This is a genomic window from Marinomonas phycocola, assembly GCF_047525455.1.
Classification (GTDB): Bacteria; Pseudomonadota; Gammaproteobacteria; order Pseudomonadales; family Marinomonadaceae; genus Marinomonas.
The window spans coordinates 58,600-76,634 of sequence record NZ_JBLIXL010000010.1 but is presented as its reverse complement, the minus strand read 5'-3'; the positions used below and the strand labels follow the sequence as shown (position 1 = coordinate 76,634).

Annotated in this window: 13 protein-coding genes; 11 read left to right on the top strand and 2 right to left on the bottom strand. The window is 40.6% G+C overall.

The window, feature by feature from the left end; genetic code table 11:
- Positions 1-17 precede the first annotated feature (17 nt).
- The 9 genes from ACMUMJ_RS09525 (at position 18) to ACMUMJ_RS09485 (ending at position 13,688) form a co-directional block, all read left to right on the top strand.
- Positions 18-926: a rhomboid family intramembrane serine protease gene (locus ACMUMJ_RS09525; protein ID WP_414678602.1), complete on the top strand. Its 909-nt coding sequence runs from the start codon at positions 18-20 to the stop codon at positions 924-926.
- Positions 927-992: 66 nt separating this feature from the next.
- Complete coding sequence (locus ACMUMJ_RS09520; RefSeq protein WP_414678601.1) at positions 993-1,274, top strand: YeaC family protein; 282 nt, start codon at positions 993-995, stop codon at positions 1,272-1,274.
- Positions 1,274-2,098, top strand: coding sequence for a DUF2797 domain-containing protein (locus ACMUMJ_RS09515; protein ID WP_414678635.1), 825 nt, complete (start codon positions 1,274-1,276; stop codon positions 2,096-2,098). The genes ACMUMJ_RS09520 and ACMUMJ_RS09515 overlap by 1 nt, the downstream gene beginning before the upstream one ends.
- 12 nt (positions 2,099-2,110) lie before the next feature.
- Positions 2,111-4,744: an aminopeptidase N gene (gene pepN, locus ACMUMJ_RS09510; RefSeq protein ID WP_414678600.1), complete on the top strand. Its 2,634-nt coding sequence runs from the start codon at positions 2,111-2,113 to the stop codon at positions 4,742-4,744.
- 168 nt (positions 4,745-4,912) lie between these two features.
- The gene (locus ACMUMJ_RS09505) at positions 4,913-6,922 is read left to right on the top strand and encodes a coiled-coil domain-containing protein (protein WP_414678599.1); all 2,010 of its coding nucleotides are present in this window, start codon (positions 4,913-4,915) and stop codon (positions 6,920-6,922) included.
- 219 nt (positions 6,923-7,141) lie between these two features.
- Positions 7,142-10,876, top strand: a complete 3,735-nt coding sequence (gene metH / locus ACMUMJ_RS09500) for a methionine synthase (protein ID WP_414678598.1) — start codon at positions 7,142-7,144, stop codon at positions 10,874-10,876.
- Positions 10,863-11,315 carry a hypothetical protein gene (locus tag ACMUMJ_RS09495; RefSeq protein ID WP_414678597.1) on the top strand — a complete coding sequence of 151 codons (453 nt, stop codon included), beginning with the start codon at positions 10,863-10,865 and terminating at the stop codon, positions 11,313-11,315. The genes metH and ACMUMJ_RS09495 overlap by 14 nt, the downstream gene beginning before the upstream one ends.
- Positions 11,316-11,924 carry a cob(I)yrinic acid a,c-diamide adenosyltransferase gene (gene cobO, locus ACMUMJ_RS09490; RefSeq protein WP_414678596.1) on the top strand — a complete coding sequence of 203 codons (609 nt, stop codon included), beginning with the start codon at positions 11,316-11,318 and terminating at the stop codon, positions 11,922-11,924. It abuts the gene before it with no gap.
- A 177-nt stretch (positions 11,925-12,101) separates the two neighbouring features.
- Positions 12,102-13,688: an ABC-F family ATPase gene (locus ACMUMJ_RS09485; protein WP_414678595.1), complete on the top strand. Its 1,587-nt coding sequence runs from the start codon at positions 12,102-12,104 to the stop codon at positions 13,686-13,688.
- Between the two features lie 132 nt (positions 13,689-13,820).
- Here ACMUMJ_RS09485 and ACMUMJ_RS09480 read toward each other — a convergent pair whose 3' ends face one another.
- Positions 13,821-14,687 carry an MOSC domain-containing protein gene (locus ACMUMJ_RS09480; RefSeq protein WP_414678594.1) on the bottom strand — a complete coding sequence of 289 codons (867 nt, stop codon included), beginning with the start codon at positions 14,685-14,687 and terminating at the stop codon, positions 13,821-13,823.
- 838 nt (positions 14,688-15,525) lie between these two features.
- Here ACMUMJ_RS09480 and ACMUMJ_RS09475 point away from each other — a divergent pair.
- Positions 15,526-15,975: a tellurite resistance TerB family protein gene (locus tag ACMUMJ_RS09475; RefSeq protein ID WP_414678593.1), complete on the top strand. Its 450-nt coding sequence runs from the start codon at positions 15,526-15,528 to the stop codon at positions 15,973-15,975.
- Between the two features lie 221 nt (positions 15,976-16,196).
- Here ACMUMJ_RS09475 and ACMUMJ_RS09470 read toward each other — a convergent pair whose 3' ends face one another.
- A complete protein-coding gene (locus tag ACMUMJ_RS09470; protein ID WP_414678592.1) occupies positions 16,197-16,781 on the bottom strand; it encodes a superoxide dismutase in 585 nt (194 codons plus the stop codon).
- A gap of 154 nt (positions 16,782-16,935) precedes the next feature.
- On the opposite strand from ACMUMJ_RS09470, the gene ACMUMJ_RS09465 reads away from it, so the two are divergent.
- Positions 16,936-17,946 carry a hypothetical protein gene (locus ACMUMJ_RS09465; RefSeq protein ID WP_414678591.1) on the top strand — a complete coding sequence of 337 codons (1,011 nt, stop codon included), beginning with the start codon at positions 16,936-16,938 and terminating at the stop codon, positions 17,944-17,946.
- The last annotated feature ends 89 nt before the right edge of the window (positions 17,947-18,035 follow it).

Below are 18,035 nucleotides of genomic sequence, written 5' to 3'. Positions count from 1 at the left end.
TAGGTATTTAGATAAACATGCACTTAATGTATCGGTTTCTTGAAAATCAAAAGCCAGAAGACTTAAGTCGTGCTTTATGGCGGCATAAGGTTGGTCATCGTATTGTATCTAATAATGGTAACCTTGAATTATGGTTAGTTGATGATAACGATGCGCTGGTTGCAGAACAACTGATACGTTCTTTTGAATTAGGCATGGAAGAGCTAGCAACGTCGCAAAATAAAGAAGCGCCAGAGGCGAATTTTCCAAACACGACGTCCCCGACTCGGTCGTTTACTATAGCGTCTTTATGGCTTTTATTTAAACTCTATCCTATTGTATTCAGCACTGTCGTAATAACTCTATGTGTTTGTTTGATAACTCAACTGGGCGACAACTATGTTTTCTTAGGCTGGTTTACCATTACGCCTCTGATTATTGAAAATAACTACTTATACAGTAAGCCTCTTTCTGAAATGAATGAATCTCATGCTTATTGGCGTTTATTAACCCCCGTTTTTTTGCACTTCAGTATTATGCATTTGGTTTTCAATCTACTTTGGATTTGGGAAATCGGTCGTAAGTTAGAAAAACTAATAGGTTCTATTTTGTGGTCTGTCGGTTTTATTATCATTGGGGTTGCAAGCAATATTTTTCAGTACTGGGATACTCAATCACCGTTATTTGGTGGGCTTTCCGGAGTAGTTTATGGATGCATTGGCTTTGCTTGGGTAATAGTATATGTGAACCCAAATTGGCCTTCTTTAATAAATAAAGGCTTAATGGTGTTTTTTCTTGTGTGGTTAGGTATTGGATATACGGATATTCCTGAGTCACTAGGGCTTGGGAATATGGCAAATACAGCCCATTTAGTGGGGTTGGTGAGTGGTTCATTGTTGGCTGTTGTATACGGTTTGTTAAGTAAAAACAGAACGAGAAGAGCTTAGCGAAAGTTAAAAAGAGTGAGTGAAATAGACAAGTCGCTCAATGAGTAGAGCATAAGAGATAAAGTTATGAATTTTAACGATATGATTAATAATCTAACCCCTGAAGTTTATGGGCGCTTGAAACAAGCTGTTGAATTAGGCAAATGGCCTAATGGTATTCGCCTTACGTCAGAACAGACTGAGCTGTGTTTGCAAGCCATCATCGCGTATGACTTTTCAAACAAAGAAGAGGATCAGCGAGTGGGTTTCATCGATCGAAATGCTCATAAAGGTTGCAGCTCTAAAGAAGACACGCTGGAGCATGAGACCGTTAAATGGGTAGACAACTCTGCGCAGGTGAAGCATTGATGTTACAAGGTTCGTTGCGCAAAATGCCGGCACAGGTTGTTGATGGTAATGTCGAATACACGTTGAAAATAGGCGATAATTTATTGCCGCTGAATTCATTATTGGGCAAAAAAGTCTCGCTTGAATTCAGTGGCGCGATTGAATGCACTCATTGTGGAAAAGTGACAAAAAAATCGTTTGGCCAAGGCTTTTGTTATGCTTGTTTCTCAAGGTTGGCCATGTGCGATGTATGTATTATGAGCCCAGAGAAATGTCACTATCATTTAGGTACATGTCGTGAGCCTGAATGGGCTGAAAAATACTGTATGCAAAGCCATTATGTGTATCTATCCAATTCTTCCGCTTTAAAAGTGGGTATAACCCGAGGTGATCAGTTACCGACACGTTGGCTGGATCAAGGTGCGACACAAGGTCGAGCCATTTTTAGTGTGTCTAACCGCCGTTTATCTGGTCTGGTAGAAACACTTTTTAAAGAGGTGGTTGCAGATAAAACAAATTGGCGGACAATGCTTAAAGGGCCTTCCCCTGAAATGGATTTAGAGGTTCAGCAAGAGCGTCTCATCGGACAAATTTACGAAAGTTTGGATGCTTTGCAAAATGAATTTGGACTGCAAGCCATCGTAGATCTTTCGGATCATAACGAAACACATCATTTCACTTACCCTGTTATTGAGTACCCTACGAAAGTTGTTAGCATCAATGCAGAGAAAACGCCTCTGGTTGAAGGGGCATTGTTAGGCATTAAAGGGCAATATTGGATATTAGATACGGGGGTTATTAATATTCGTAAATACACTGGGTATCAAGCAAAGTTTATTGTATAGGGCACACATACTATGAAAGACGGTCAACCTTCAGCTATTTATTTGAAAGACTATCAAGTTCCTGCATTTTTGATTGATAAGACAGAACTTGTCTTTGATTTGGATGAATCTGTTACTGTTGTTACCTCGCATTTACACATGCGTCGTAACCCTGAATCAAAGCATAAAACAGCGCCTTTAATATTGGATGGAGGAGAAGACGTTAAACTGATTGCGATTGCAATGGATCATTATCAGTTACCATCTGAAGAATACTGTTTAACTGATAATCAAATTATCATTACTGCAACAGCAGACGAATTTATTTTAACTTGTGAAACATTGATCGAGCCGCAAAATAATACGCGTCTTGAAGGGTTATATCGTTCATCGTCTATGTTTTGTACTCAGTGTGAAGCTGAAGGATTTCGCCATATAACTTATTATCTAGACCGTCCTGATGTAATGTCTGTTTTTACGACAACTATTATTGCTAATGCGGATGACTACCCAGTGTTATTGTCTAATGGTAACGAAGTTAGCCGTAGTGTAAATGAAGAAGGTAAAACCGTTGCCGTATGGCATGACCCCTTTCCAAAGCCGGCCTATTTGTTTGCTTTAGTTGCGGGTGATTTGAACGTTATTGAAGACCAGTTTGTGACTCAAAGTGGTCGTACTGTTGAGTTAAAAATCTTCACTGAAGCACACAACATCGACAAAGTTGATTATTCAATGGATGCGTTGAAACGTTCTATGAAATGGGATGAAGATAAATATGGCCGTGAGTATGATCTTGATATTTTTATGATTGTGGCTGTTGATGATTTCAATATGGGGGCGATGGAAAACAAAGGGTTGAATGTTTTTAATTCTTCTTGCTTGCTCGCTAGCCCTAAAACAACAACGGATGACGGTTATCAGCGCGTTGAAGCGGTTGTTGCTCATGAATACTTCCATAATTGGTCTGGTAATCGTGTTACTTGCCGTGATTGGTTCCAATTAAGTCTAAAAGAAGGTTTTACTGTATTCAGAGACCAGCAATTTTCATCGGATATGAATTCTCCGGTGGTGAAGCGAGTTGAAGATGTGTCTTTTCTAAAAACGGCACAGTTTGCTGAAGACGCGGGGCCAATGGCGCATCCAGTTAGACCTGCTTCGTTTATCGAAATTTCTAACTTTTACACACTTACGATTTATGAAAAAGGGTCTGAAATCGTGCGTATGATTCATACGATTTTAGGTGAAGAAATGTTCCGTAAAGGATCGGATTTGTATTTTGATCGTCATGATGGCCAAGCTGTCACGTGCGATAATTTTGTCCAAGCGATGCAGGACGCAAGTGGCATTAACTTGTCTCAATTTAAGCGTTGGTATTCCCAAGCCGGTACGCCAAGAGTGGAGGTGTCTGGTGAATACGATGACGTGGAAAAGACGTACCAATTAACCGTTAGCCAAATGACACCACCTACATCGAATCAACCAACAAAATTACCCTTGTTGATTCCTGTTCGTATGGGGTTGTTGGATAATGAGGGTAACGTACTCAATGCCGACCTAGATGGTGTGAATGCACAAGAGCATGTATTGCATTTAGATAAAGCCGAACAAGTGTTTAAATTTAAAAATGTAGCTTCTGCACCGATTCCGTCTTTGTTGAGAGGCTTTTCTGCACCTGTAAAGCTGTCTCATAACTATACGGTAGAGCAGTTGTTGTTATTGATGTCATCAGACAATGACGGTTTTAATCGATGGAGTGCGGCACAAGAGTTAGCAGTACGTGAACTGACGGCGTTAATTGAGCAAGTTAAGCTCGGTGAAACTCTTACTGTAGAGTCGCAACTTCTCGTCGGCTTTAAACGTGTGTTGTCAGACGAAACGTTAGATAAATCCATGGTTTCTCTTATTTTGACCTTGCCAAGCCAGGCTTACCTTTCTGAGCTTGCTACTGAAATTGATCCGCATGCGATTAAGGCGGCTAGGACACATCTGAAACGCTTGATTGGCTGTGCTCTTGAACAAAAATTTGCTGATTGCTACAGCCAGAATAATGCAAAAGTGGATTATTTGCCGACGGCGGATCAAATTGCACAACGTAAATTGAAGGCTGTGGCGCTTTCTTATTGGAATGAATCCGATTCAGTTACGGCAAGACGAGCGGTTATTGACCAGTTCAACGCGGCTGATAATATGACCGATCAGTTTTCTGCTTTATCCATCGCGGTTAATGTCGGGCATTCTGATTTTCAAGTAATGCTTGATGACTTTTATTCTCAATGGTCCCATGAAGCATTGGTTGTAAATAAATGGTTAATGTTAATTGCAGGGCAAGAAGCGGACAATGGGTTGGATCAAGTTCGTGGTCTGATGGAGCATGAAGCCTTTGATTTGAAAAATCCTAATAAGGTGCGAGCTGTGTTAGGTGGGTTGGGATCAAGTGTGAGTACGTTTCATGATACGTCTGGCTCGGGCTATGAGTTCTTGGCAGATCAAATTATTCTTTTGAATAAGCGTAATCCTCAGTTAGCATCAAGGTTGTGTACACCGTTAACCCGTTGGAAAAAAATGACGCCGAGTTTATCTGTATTAATGCAAAAACAACTTGAAAGAATTTTGTCAGAAGAATTATCTAAAGATGTCTTTGAGGTTGTATCGAAAAGTCTTGCTTAGTCTATAATAAAAGACAAGTGATGCTTGAAAAGCGTTAACTTATTTACAGTTAACGCTTTTTTCATGATTAAAGTATGTTTTTATGGATGGACTTTTGCAATGTATTTCATAATCTGTCATAAGAACATGAGTGTTATTTGATCTTGGCTTGGTATAAAGGGGCAAAAGATGGTTAGGTGGAAAACGCTGATAGGTACGATCGTCTTGGGTGTTGTAGTTTCTTCGTGTTCAACAACGCGTGAAGAACTGAAGGGCAGTACGCTTGAAGTAACGACGCCATCGTCTAATGAAGGATCCGTGATTGATGATCGCCCCTCAACTGAAAACGCAGTATTACAAAATAATCTTCAAAAAAACACATCTGAAATAGCGGCCTTACGTAAAAAAATCGCACTAAATGACGCAGAATTATCTAAATTAAACAAAAAACTGAATGATCAAGAAGATAAGCTAACTCGGCTTACGCTGCAAAATGCAGAGTCCAATGCAACTTTGTTGCAGTCTTTAGAGAATGAGAAAGCGATTCGAAGTAAGCTGGAAGAGCGCTATCTGTCATTAAAGCTAAAAAATAATGGGCTGCGTGAAGAGCTTGATACGTTAATGAGTGAAAATACGAAGTTAGCAAATAAGATCATAGCGTTAAAAGCGCAACCGGATAATATTAAATTAATTGAAAGTGACTGCTCAGCGATATCCACCCATGCAGAAGAGGGTGTTGCAAAAACATCGACGGTTGACGTTGTTAATGCAGTAGACGATGGTGGAGTAGAAAGTCATTCAGTTGATGTCGCCGCAGTAGATACGTCAACTGAAGGTTGTAATCTTGTTGAAGAGCTTTCTAGTGAGTACGAAAACGTTTTAAACCTTCAAGCATTAAACGATGAATACGCCCAAACTGTATTAGAGTTAGAGGAAAAGCAAGCCGCATTAACTGAGCAATATGATGCATTGAATATTCGCCATCAAGCACTGGATCAACAGCACTCAATCTTGAAAAAAGGCAATACAGATTTAAGGGATGCCTATGCAAAACTTAAACAGAAGAATTTTGATCTTGGTGGTGCGATTGCGGACTCAAGATCGCAACATCAAATTTTATGGGATCGTATTTCAGTTCAAGATAAAATTATTGCGAACCTACAAGCTGACGCGCAATTGCAATCAAAATCGCCTACTCTTCAATTAAGTCATGCTTCCGAAAATTATTCTTCTGCAAATAATGCGTCTCTAGACAAGTCTAATAATGGTCGAAACATTCCTGCTGTCATCGAATCGTCTAATTTTGTAAACACTCTACAAGTTGAGAGTAATCCTCTAGTAGAAGAAAATGCTTTATTGACGTCTGAAATTATGCAGTTGGAACAGGCATTCATCGAGCAACAGGCACTATTGAATAAATTTAAAGCGCAATTACACGCTTTGCTTCAAAAGAGCGAGATAAGTGATGATGACAAAGAACAACTCGCTATATTGCTGAGAGATTTAGAGAAGTTATCTGAAATAGATCGCAAGATTGAGCTGTCATTAGCTTCTGTTCGCTCGGAGTTGGACTTGAGTAAAGTAAAAGAATCTAAGCTTAATCAAGAGCTAGAAGCATTACAGGCTCAGCTTCCTCTTATAAGGGCAGAGCTTGAATCTTTAGAGCAACGTGAGCGAACATTGGCAGCAGAGAAGCTGGTTTTAGAGCAACAAATTAATTCATTAATTCCATTTGAAGCGGAAGTAAATGCCTTAGAAAATCAACTTAAAAGCAATATAAAAAATGTTCAATGGCAACGACCTACCGCTATGCCACTGAACAGTGCGTTCGAAGTCATTGTTACTGCTGAAGTGGACAATGTAGTCTCTGGTCAAGTGTATGTGGCTGAATTGGTTGTAGATACATCGTTTGATCTTATTAGTGCTACCGAGGCCGAATCGACGGTTGAAGATGGCAAGTTAATTTGGCGTTGGAGGATCAGTGGATTAAATGAACAGCGAGCGGCCAGAGTGGATCTTTTTGTTCATCAACAGATTCAATACCATGATCAGCGCTTCAGTCGTCAAGTATATCGAGATCAAACCTTAGTGACTCTCGAAGATGATGATTTTTGGGAAGAATATGGATTTTGGGGGCTTGCTATTCTTGCTGGATTGTTCGGTGGGTTCTTCATGGGACGAATGGGTAAAGGGAAATAATAATATCTCTTAAAAATCTACAAATGGTTTGTTTTTTTATTTTAGGCAAATCGTAAAAACGTTCAATAATGTCTTTTTATTGAGCGTTTTTTTTGTGGCATGATGGTCGCATCTATCGTTAACCTTAAAAAATTCACCTTCACATTATTATTTTTCAACTTTTTGTTCGCTGCAATTCGTTATAGTAGTGTTGCATAAACATATTTAGAGGTATATCCAGTGGTAAAGTCGGATTCGTATTCCATTATTGAACAAAGATTCGCACAAAACGTTTTAATTCTCGATGGTGCGATGGGAACCATGATACAAGACTATAAATTAGAAGAAAGTCATTATCGTGGGGAAAGGTTTGCGGATTGGAAAAGCGATGTAAAGGGAAATAATGATTTACTTTCACTCTCTCAGCCTAAAATAATCGAAGACATTTGTCGTGGTTATTTAGCTGCGGGTGCCGACATAATTGAAACGAATACGTTTAACGCTAACTCTATTTCAATGTTGGATTACAACATGGAAGCGCTGAGCTACGAGCTGAACTTTGAGTCCGCGAAGTTGGCTAGAAAAGTGGCAGATGAATTTACCGCCAGTAACTCAAATAAGCCAAGATTTGTTGCGGGTTCAGTAGGACCAACGAGTCGGACTTGTTCTATTTCTCCCGATGTTAATGATCCGGGGTTTCGCAATGTTTCTTTTGATGAGTTGGTCGAAGCGTATCTTGTCTCTGTAGACGGGTTGATCAAAGGGGGGGTCGATATAATACTAATCGAAACTATTTTTGATACCTTGAATGCAAAAGCGGCTATATATGCAGTACTGGAATACTTTGAACGTACAGGGGTTCGTTACCCTATTATGATTTCAGGAACCATTACTGATGCTTCTGGCCGTACATTATCCGGTCAAACCACAGAAGCGTTCTGGAACTCAATTTCCCATGCAAAACCAATTTGTGTTGGGCTTAACTGTGCTTTGGGGCCAAAGGATTTGCGTCAATATGTTAGCGAATTATCCCGTATCGCCGATACGTATGTTTCTGCTCACCCTAATGCTGGATTGCCTAATGCTTTCGGCGAATATGATGAAACACCAGAGGAAATGTTAGAGGAAATTCAGGGTTGGGTTGATGATGGTTTCATTAATATTATTGGTGGGTGTTGTGGCACGACACCTGAGCATATTCGAACGTTCGCAGAGGCGTTTTTAGAGAGTAAGCCGCGCGCTATTCCCGAAATTGCAAAAGAGTGTCGTTTATCAGGCTTAGAGCCGTTTAATATTAATGATACGTCTTTATTTGTAAACGTCGGTGAAAGAACCAACGTGACAGGGTCAGCAATGTTTAAACGACTGATCAAAGAAGGCGATTTTGACACGGCATTGGATGTAGCAAGACAACAGGTAGAGAACGGCGCTCAAATCATTGACATCAACATGGACGAAGGGATGTTGGATTCGGAAGCTGCTATGGAGCGCTTTCTAAAGTTGATTGCCTCAGAGCCAGATATTTCAAGAGTGCCAATCATGTTGGATTCTTCCAAATGGGAAATCTTGGAGACGGGTTTAAAGTGCATTCAAGGCAAGGGGGTAGTTAACTCCATTAGTCTAAAAGAAGGTGAAGAAAAATTCATCGAACAGGCTAGAAAATTAATGAAATACGGGGCTGCTGTCATTGTGATGGCATTTGATGAAGTGGGTCAAGCGGATACCAGAGAACGTAAAATAGAGATCTGCCGCCGTTCGTATAAGGTACTTATTGAAACAGTTGGCTTTCCTGCTGAAGACATTATTTTTGATCCGAATATTTTTGCTATTGCAACCGGAATAGAAGAACACAATCGCTATGCTTTAGATTTTATTGAAGCCTGTGGCGATATCAAAAGAGAACTACCGTACGCAAAAATATCTGGTGGTGTATCAAACGTTTCTTTTTCATTCCGAGGCAATAACCCAGTACGTGAAGCCATTCACACGGTGTTTTTATATCATGCTATCAAGCAAGGCATGACAATGGGAATTGTGAATGCTGGTCAACTTGCCTTGTATGAAGATATTCCACAAAAACTCCGTGATGCAGTCGAAGATGCGGTATTAAATCGCACCCCAGATGCAACCGATAATTTATTGGCCATTGCGGGTGAATATGTCGGTGATGGCTCGCAAGACGTTGAGAAAAGTGCTCAGGAGTGGCGTTCATTGGATGTGAGTCAACGGCTAAGTCATGCCTTGGTAAAAGGCATTACTGAATTTATTGATGAAGACACAGAAGAAGCCCGCTTGTCTTACAGTCGGCCATTAGAGGTGATTGAAGGCCCTTTAATGGATGGAATGGGAGTTGTAGGGGATCTGTTTGGTGCGGGTAAAATGTTTTTACCTCAAGTGGTGAAATCGGCGCGAGTTATGAAAAAAGCCGTCGCGTATTTGATGCCTTTTATTGAAGAAGAGAAACTGCGCAATAAAGATGCGGCATCGTCAAGCAATGGCAAAATTGTCATGGCGACGGTTAAAGGTGACGTACACGATATCGGCAAAAACATCGTGGGTGTCGTACTTCAATGTAATAACTTTGAAGTGATTGACCTGGGCGTTATGGTGTCATCGGAAGTTATTCTTAGGACGGCACGAGAGCAAAATGCAGACATGATTGGTTTATCTGGCTTAATCACCCCATCGCTTGACGAGATGGTACATGTTGCCAAAGAAATGGAAAGGCAAGAGTTTGATATTCCGGTGATGATTGGTGGGGCGACGACATCTAAAGCTCATACTGCAGTGAAAATTGAACAAAACTACACACGCAATCAAGTGGTGCATGTGACGAATGCGTCTCGTAGTGTGGGTGTTGCTAGTGCGCTTATGTCTAAAGGGGAGCGTCGTCAGAAATTTGTTGATGACGTTAAGCTGGATTATGAAAAAACACGCAAGCGTTACAAAGACAGAGCAAAGGCTGGGCGCCGAGTTTCCATTATAAAAGCGCGCCAGAACAAGCAGCCAATTGATTGGACTGTGCCGCCGATGAAACCAAATAAATTGGGTGTAACCGTATTTACGGAAGCCGACATTGATCTAGCTGAGTTGAAAAACTACATCGATTGGACGCCTTTCTTCCAAACGTGGGAGTTGGCGGGCGCGTATCCACGAATTTTAACGGATGAAGTGGTGGGAGCGGAAGCAACGCGAGTATTTGACGACGCGTTGGTGATGTTAGACGATGTGATTCAATCTAAGTCATTGAAAGCGAAGGCGGTTGTCGGTGTCTTTCCTGCAAATCAAGTGAATCACGATGATGTTGAGCTTTATTCTGACGAAGAGCGAACAGAAGTTTTAGAAACCTTATCATTTTTACGAACTCAAAATGAGTTGACTGCGCCAGGTAAGTATAATCACAGTCTAGCAGATTTCATCGCACCGAAAGACAGTGGCAATATTGATTATTTTGGTGCCTTTGCGTGTTCAACTGGGTTTGGTATTGATCCTTTAGTTGACGCCTTTGAAAAAGATCATGATGATTACAATAGTATTATGATCAAAGCCATTGCAGATCGTCTAGCAGAAGCCTGTGCCGAGTATTTGCATGAAAAAACACGGAAAGAAATTTGGGGTTATGCGCCAGATGAAGTGTTAACGAATCAAGAGCTTATTAAAGAAAAATATCAAGGTATTCGACCTGCACCTGGATATCCAGCGTGCCCTGATCATACTGAGAAGGCAAAGCTTTGGTCCTTACTGAATGTAGATGATAATACAGGCATCAGCATTACCGAGAGTTTTGCTATGTGGCCGACGGCGGCCGTGAGTGGTTGGTACTTTGCCCGCCCTGAAAGTACGTATTTTGGGGTTGGTAAAATAGGGCCTGATCAGGTGGAGGAGTATGCCGCACGTAAGGGCATGTCAAAAGACGATGCAGAGCGTTGGTTGGCACCTAATTTAGGTTATGACCCTGAAGATGACAGACTTTAATACCCTACATAAACAGGCTGAAATGGTGTTCTATCAGCCTATTGAGGACATTTGGTCTGTCTTGGTAGATATGCATTCTTATTGGAAATGGAACCCTATTTTAAAGGATGTCTATTTGTCTAATGGTTTGCTTTATCACGCTCCAATTGAGGCGAAATATTCCGTTTTTAATGGTGTTTTAAGTAAAAAAGGCATCATTCTCAATGTCGATGAAAATAAAGAGTTACGGTTTTGTTTTCATCGATACCACCTTAAAATTGTGTGTGAAACGTGGCGAATTTCTTTGATCCCACTCTCCGATTTTGAAACTCAGGTCTCTTTAACAATCGGCTATTCTGGTTGGTTTAGCGCTTCTGCTTGGCAAAATGATGAGGTGGCTATAGATGTCGCATGTGATGTGTTTATACATGCTCTCAAACAAATGTTAGAAGGAAGTTAAATGAGTAAAGCGCCGAAAGACCCTGAAATGCATGCCGTACGCATGAAGAGAATCAAAGAGCATGTTGATAAACGAATTGCCAAAGCGCAGACGGACAAAGGCACTTTTGTATTGCTAACGGGAAATGGTAAAGGGAAATCAAGTTCGTCCTTAGGCATGGTCGCCAGAGCGTTAGGTCATGGAATGAAAGTTGGTGTTGTGCAATTTCTTAAAGGCGATTGGGATACCGGAGAAATAGCTTTTTTTAAATCCCAACCAAATGTTCGATGGGAGATTATGTCATCGGGTTTTACATGGGAAACACAGAATAGAGAGCAAGACATACTGTCATCGCAAGAGGCATGGAAACATGCAGAAGAGATGTTGCAAGATGAGACGATCGATCTGGTTGTATTGGATGAATTGACGTATTTATTGCATTACGATTATCTTGATGAAGACCGTGTTTTGCAAGCGTTTCTCTCTCGTCCTGATGCTCAGCATTTAGTGGTGACTGGTCGAGGTGCTGCGGACTCATTAGTAGAGCTTGCTGATACTGTGAGTGAGATCAAAGAAGTAAAACATGCGTTCAAAAGAGGGATTAAAGCGCAAAAAGGATTGGAGTTTTAATTTGCTAAATTAAGGCAAAATACAATTGTTAATTAGATGAGGATTTTCCTAGTGAATATCTGATTCGAAAAAAAAATTATGTCATAATAGCGCCACTTTGCCTGTCTATGATGTCTTGGTGTCAATTGACGCACTTCATAGCGGAATTTATTCACTATATTAATTCGGATTATCACCTTGCTTACTACCGCAAATATCACCATGCAATTCGGCCCAAAGCCGTTATTTGAAAATATCTCAGTCAAATTCGGCGAAGGAAACCGTTACGGTTTAATTGGTGCGAATGGCAGTGGTAAATCAACGTTTATGAAAATTCTAGGTGGGGATTTAGAGCCATCTTCAGGTAACGTTTCAAAAGACCCTAATGAGCGCTTAGGGAAATTGAAGCAAGACCAATTTGCATACGAATCTTTTTCAGTGATTGATACGGTTATTATGGGCCACGAAGAATTGTGGGCGGTGAAATCGGAAAAAGACGCGATCTATGCAAACCCGAACATGACGGAAGCGGATGGCTTGCGTGCGGGTGACTTAGAAGCGGAGTTCATGGAAATGGATGGCTATACGGCAGAATCTCGTGCGGGTGAATTGCTATTAGGTGTTGGTATTCCTTTAGAGCAACATTACGGTCCAATGACTGAGATCTCTCCAGGTTGGAAACTGAGGGTATTACTTGCTCAAGCCTTGTTCTCTGATCCTGAAATCTTGTTATTGGACGAACCGACTAACAACTTGGATATTAATACGATTCGTTGGTTGGAAGGGGTATTAAACGAACGTAACTGCACAATGATCATCATTTCCCATGACCGTCACTTCTTAAACAGTGTGTGTACGCACATGGCCGATTTGGATTACGGACAATTGCGTCTGTTCCCAGGCAATTACGATGAATACATGACAGCGGCAACTCAGTCTCGTGAGCGTTTATTAGCGGACAATGCAAAGAAAAAAGCGCAAATTAATGAATTAAAAGCGTTCGTTAGCCGCTTTTCTGCAAACGCTTCTAAATCAAAGCAAGCAACCTCACGTGCGAAACAAATCGACAAGATTCAACTGGAAGAGGTTAAGCCTTCGAGTCGTCAGAATCCATTTATTCGTTTTGATCAAGAGAAGAAGCTGCATCGCATGGCGTTGCAGGTTGAAGGCTTGGGTAAAACGTTTGATGAGAAATTGTTTAGCAATTTTGATCTGATGGTGGAAGTCGGTGAGCGTATTGCGATTATTGGGCCAAATGGTATCGGTAAATCAACCTTGTTGAAATGTCTTGCTGGTGATTTAGAGCCAACAGCGGGTACAGTGAAGTGGTCTGAAAATGCAGAGCTGTCGTATTACGCTCAGGATCATGCTCACATGTTTGAAAAAGACACTGACCTAGTGGACTGGATGTGGCAATGGGCTAAAGAAGGCGAAGAAGAGCAAAATATTCGTGCCGTTTTGGGTCGTCTATTGTTCTCTCAAACCGACATTAAAAAATCCGTTAAAGTCTTATCCGGTGGTGAACAAGGCCGCATGTTGTTTGGTCAGATGATGTTGCAAAAAGCCAACGTGATGCTATTAGACGAGCCAACAAACCATTTGGATATGGAGTCGATCGAATCATTAAACTTAGCGCTTGATAACTATCCAGGCACCATGATGTTTGTTTCTCATGACCGTGAATTTGTATCGTCATTGGCTACGCGTATTATTGAATTAACGCCAACGGGTATTGTTGATTATCATGGTTCTTATGATGATTATTTGAAAAGTCAAGACGTATAGTTAACGTGAATTTGGATCGACGTTTCTAAAATATGTATTCTTAAACGATTTTTCGATTTATCTTTGTAAATTGATAACCTAGTTGAATAAAAAAGCAGCCAAGAGGCTGCTTTTTTACGTTTTTTGTTCTTCTTAACTTTCATTAGAAGAGGGCTTTTTAGTGGTTTTTGCATCTGTATATTGTTCAGGTTCTCGATAAGACAGTATTTCTATTGGATCACCTTGTTTAATTAAACCTTGTTGTGTACACACAAAATTCATCCCAAAAGTAACGCCTTTTTTCTCAAGCATTCTGAACTTTGCGAGTGTTTTAATAGGCTCTCCCTTTTTGCCTCTTTGTGCCGTATTTGGTTCAAGTGTGGTGAAAATACAACGAACGCAGGGTGTGACCGCTTCAAAAATAGCGTCACCAATTTTGATTTTTTGCCATGTGTCTTCGGCAAATGCATCGCAATGGTCGACAATGATGTTGCTTCTAAAGCGTTCCATTACCATGGTTTCAGGGCATCGATCATTAAGTGCTTGTAGTGACGCCAGTGAGGTAATGAGAAAAGGGTAGCTGTCTGCAAAGCTAACGGGCATGTCCGGCCTTCTGTTTGTGACTCGAATAGACTGCTCGTCAAAATAAACAAGCGTGACTGGCTCGGATAAAATATTGCTCATCCATGTGTCGTATTTACTGCCACAAATTAAGGCATCAATTTTAGTTTCCCATACGTCCACTGTCATGCGCTTATTCGTAAATTCGGTGTGATTGATAATAAGACTGTCTGGTTGATCCGGGTGAGCCAGTTCTAATGTGTTGTCAGAACGAATGGTTGCATTGATCAAGGTAATAAGAGGGTGTTTTCTACCAGTAACGCACTCTCCATTTTTATCGACTACTAAGTACTTTCGATCATTTGTGAGGCCTGAAAATTCAGCGATGCTTTCTGTTAGCTTGATTCCTTGAATGGATTTGATTGGGTAGATTGAGAGTTCATTAACAATCGGGCGCATTACTCTTCCTTATCGTTTGTCATGGGCTATGCCAATATATCAAATGACGGCAAAAAAGTGTGGCTTTAAAAATATTTATTGATAAGAAAAGTGACTTTTTACACCCGTTATAAAAAATGCGTTTAGATGTCGACTGAGTGCTTTAGGGTTGTAAAGGATAATGGTTATTGGGCTTTTTGGTGTGTTGAAAGAGCAAAAATTGATGGTTGTTCGGTGGAGGGCTCTCATCGAAAAATCATAAAGTAAAAATAGACACGTAGTTAGTCAGGCTGCTGACCAAGCCCTAGTCGATTGACGAAGCGTTTGCCTGCAGATTGAGCAATATAACATTGCCTGTTTGCAGGTTAGTGATAATTACTTGGATGCAGTGTTGTTTTTTGTTTGGTATTGAAAGGGAGAACTTCCAGTTAAAAATGAGGTTATACTATAGAACCCCGTCATAAGGGGGGGTTATTAGCGCTGCCCATTACGAAGATAAGTGTTGGGTTCCAGTGTTCTATAATATCCAAAAAAAACCGAGTACTATGTCAGGGTTGGTCATCTCGGAACAGGCTAACCCCATTCCAAAAAACACGCGTTTTCTTTTTATTAAAAACAGCCTGAGCAAGAATGCCGCTAATACCCAATAGTTTTCCTGTTGAAAACAGATAAAATGTTGCGGTTGCTCCTATTAGAAGTCCGCCAATCAGGGGGGTAATGTATTATTCCATAAATAGTCCTTATTCGGTTGGTCGTTTAAGGGGGGGATGTTCGAAGTTGATTTTCTATCTTTTTTATGACGATGACAAAAAATGTTTGTCTACTGTTTATAATAATATAAAAAATATGGGAGAAGAGTATGTTGCTTGGGTTGAAAAACGTATTTTCTGGCTTAAGTCAGTCTCAGTCAGATGATCCAAAGATATCATACCATTTAGCGCTTGCGACTATCTTAGTGGAAGTTATGGTGGCGGATGATGGCATTGATCAACGAGAAGTTGAGAAGATTCTCGACGTGTTAAAAAAGCAAACGGGGTTGAGTTCTGAAGTTGAAACCATTTTTGAAGAAGCTAAAGAGCAATCAGAACGAGCAAATGACATGTTTAAATACACAAATGTCATTAATGAGCAGGCCAGTGATATTGAAAAAAATGAAATCATGCGTTGTCTTTGGCGGATTGCCTATGCAGATTTTCAGCTTGATGAGTACGAAGACCATCGTATTAGGAGAATAAGTGAGTTGCTTTATGTCCCACACTCCGATTTTATACGGACTAAATTAGAAGTTAAGAGCGAACTAAATTGTTGATAATACGATGGTGTTAGGGTTGAGATTAGTAATGAGCAAGTGCTTTCTTTTCAGAATAATGGGTATTTACATTTGCTTAATGTATTGACACCTGGTATGGGTGATGAGCATCTCGTGCCTTCCCTTAGAAACAATAAACCCCAGTAAATTACTGGGGTTTGGATGACTTACGAAAATACTATATAAGTAGTATTTTTGTTTTGGTCTTTAGTTCTCAAAGATTATGCTGCGAAGTTTGCTGCTGCAAAATCCCAGTTAGCCAAAGCCCAGAAGCCTTTTAGATAATCAGGACGAACATTACGATAATCGATGTAATAAGCGTGTTCCCAAAGATCGACAGTCAGCAAGGCTGTTTGGCCATTTGTAGAAGGTGTGCCAGCGTTGCTGGTGTTTACGATCTCTAATTCGCCAGCGGCATTTTTAACTAACCAAGTCCAGCTCGCACCAAAATTGTTTACAGCTTTATCGTTAAACTCAGCTTGGAACGCTTCAAAAGAGCCCCATTTAGAGTTAATAGCGCCAGCTAATTCGCCAGTTGGCTCACCGCCACCATTTGGGCTTAAGCTATTCCAGAAGAACGTATGGTTCCAGATTTGAGCGGCATTATTAAATACAGGGCCAGCAGGCGCAGCAGCAATAATTTCTTCTAAAGATTTGCCTTCGTACTCTGTACCAGGAACAAGGCCGTTTAATTTAACAACGTACGTGTTATGGTGCTTACCATGGTGAAACTCAAGAGTTTCGGTAGACATATGAGGCTCAAGTGCTTCTTTAGCGTAAGGAAGAGCTGGTAATTCGAAAGACATATCTTTTCTCCTAGCGTTAATATACTAAAAATGCTTGTTATCAAGCAGTTAATGGTGCTTATATAGTAGCACTGAAAAAATGAATTTTATATTCATTAAGTTAGTATGGTTATTAAATTTTCCCTTTAAGCCACAGATAAAGAAATAGAGCTCGATGTCCAGAAACGATAATGTAGATATTCCAAGCCTTACTTTAGACCAAGATGAAGTAAGCGAAAGACGAACCGCGAATTCACAGATTAAGCGGAAATTAAATCCTCCACCGGCTCGCCCTGTCAATGCGGAGGGAGTAACCTATAAAAAAACAAGCCTTGGTGGTGTGTATTTTTTATTGTTGTTAATTCTTGGTGGTGCTGGTGGGGCGGGTTATTGGCTTTGGCAGCAAAATCAAATGTTGTTAGGAGAGTTGCAACTTACAAAAAGTGAAGTGAAAAATCTAGATCACCAGTTGCTTGCTGCTGATGTCTCCGCTAATGAACAGGGGTCCACATTAGAAGAAACGCTGAAAATTCATAGTAGTGAAATTCGCAAGCTTTGGGGGGTGGCATACGATACCAATCGAAAAGCGATAACGTCTAATAAAACGAGTGTAGAGACTATTAATGAGGCTCTTTCCAGTTTAAAAGAAACTGCGTCAACTCAAGCTAAGCTTATTGCTGTGCAAGGTAATGCCTTTAATGATATTGAAGCGGGTTACAATCAACTAATTGAAGCTATGGCAGCGTTAGAAAATGTCAAGATTGAGCAAGAAGGTGTGTTGACCGAACTGAGATTGAATCAGGATCAATTGCAGAAAGCATCAGCGTCTTTAGAAGAGAAAGATCTTTCTCTTCAGGGAAGGTTAGAAGCCAATTCTATTCAACTGACTTCTTATGATGCTGAAATAGCGTCTTTAAAGGCACAGTTAACGACTTTATCTAAGACAATAAAAACGTTAACGGGCGATATGGATTCTTTAGGTGTTACGGTGAGTGCTATTTCAAATAGACAGTCAGCTGGTGTCTCCTCTGTACCTGTTGATATAGAGCGAACGCTTAAAGATCATCAAGAGGCGATTGACTCTGTTGATGCCTTTAGAGCTCAAATGAACGATGCTATTAATCGCTTGGAATCACAGGTGTTGCAAATGCAATTGCAGCAACAGCTCAGTACAGAAGCGCCATAGTGGTAAAAAGTATCTGATATACTGTTTAAAAAAGGTCGATGGATTCGGCCTTAATTAGATGGTCCGCCTCACCCCTGAGCTATGCTTAG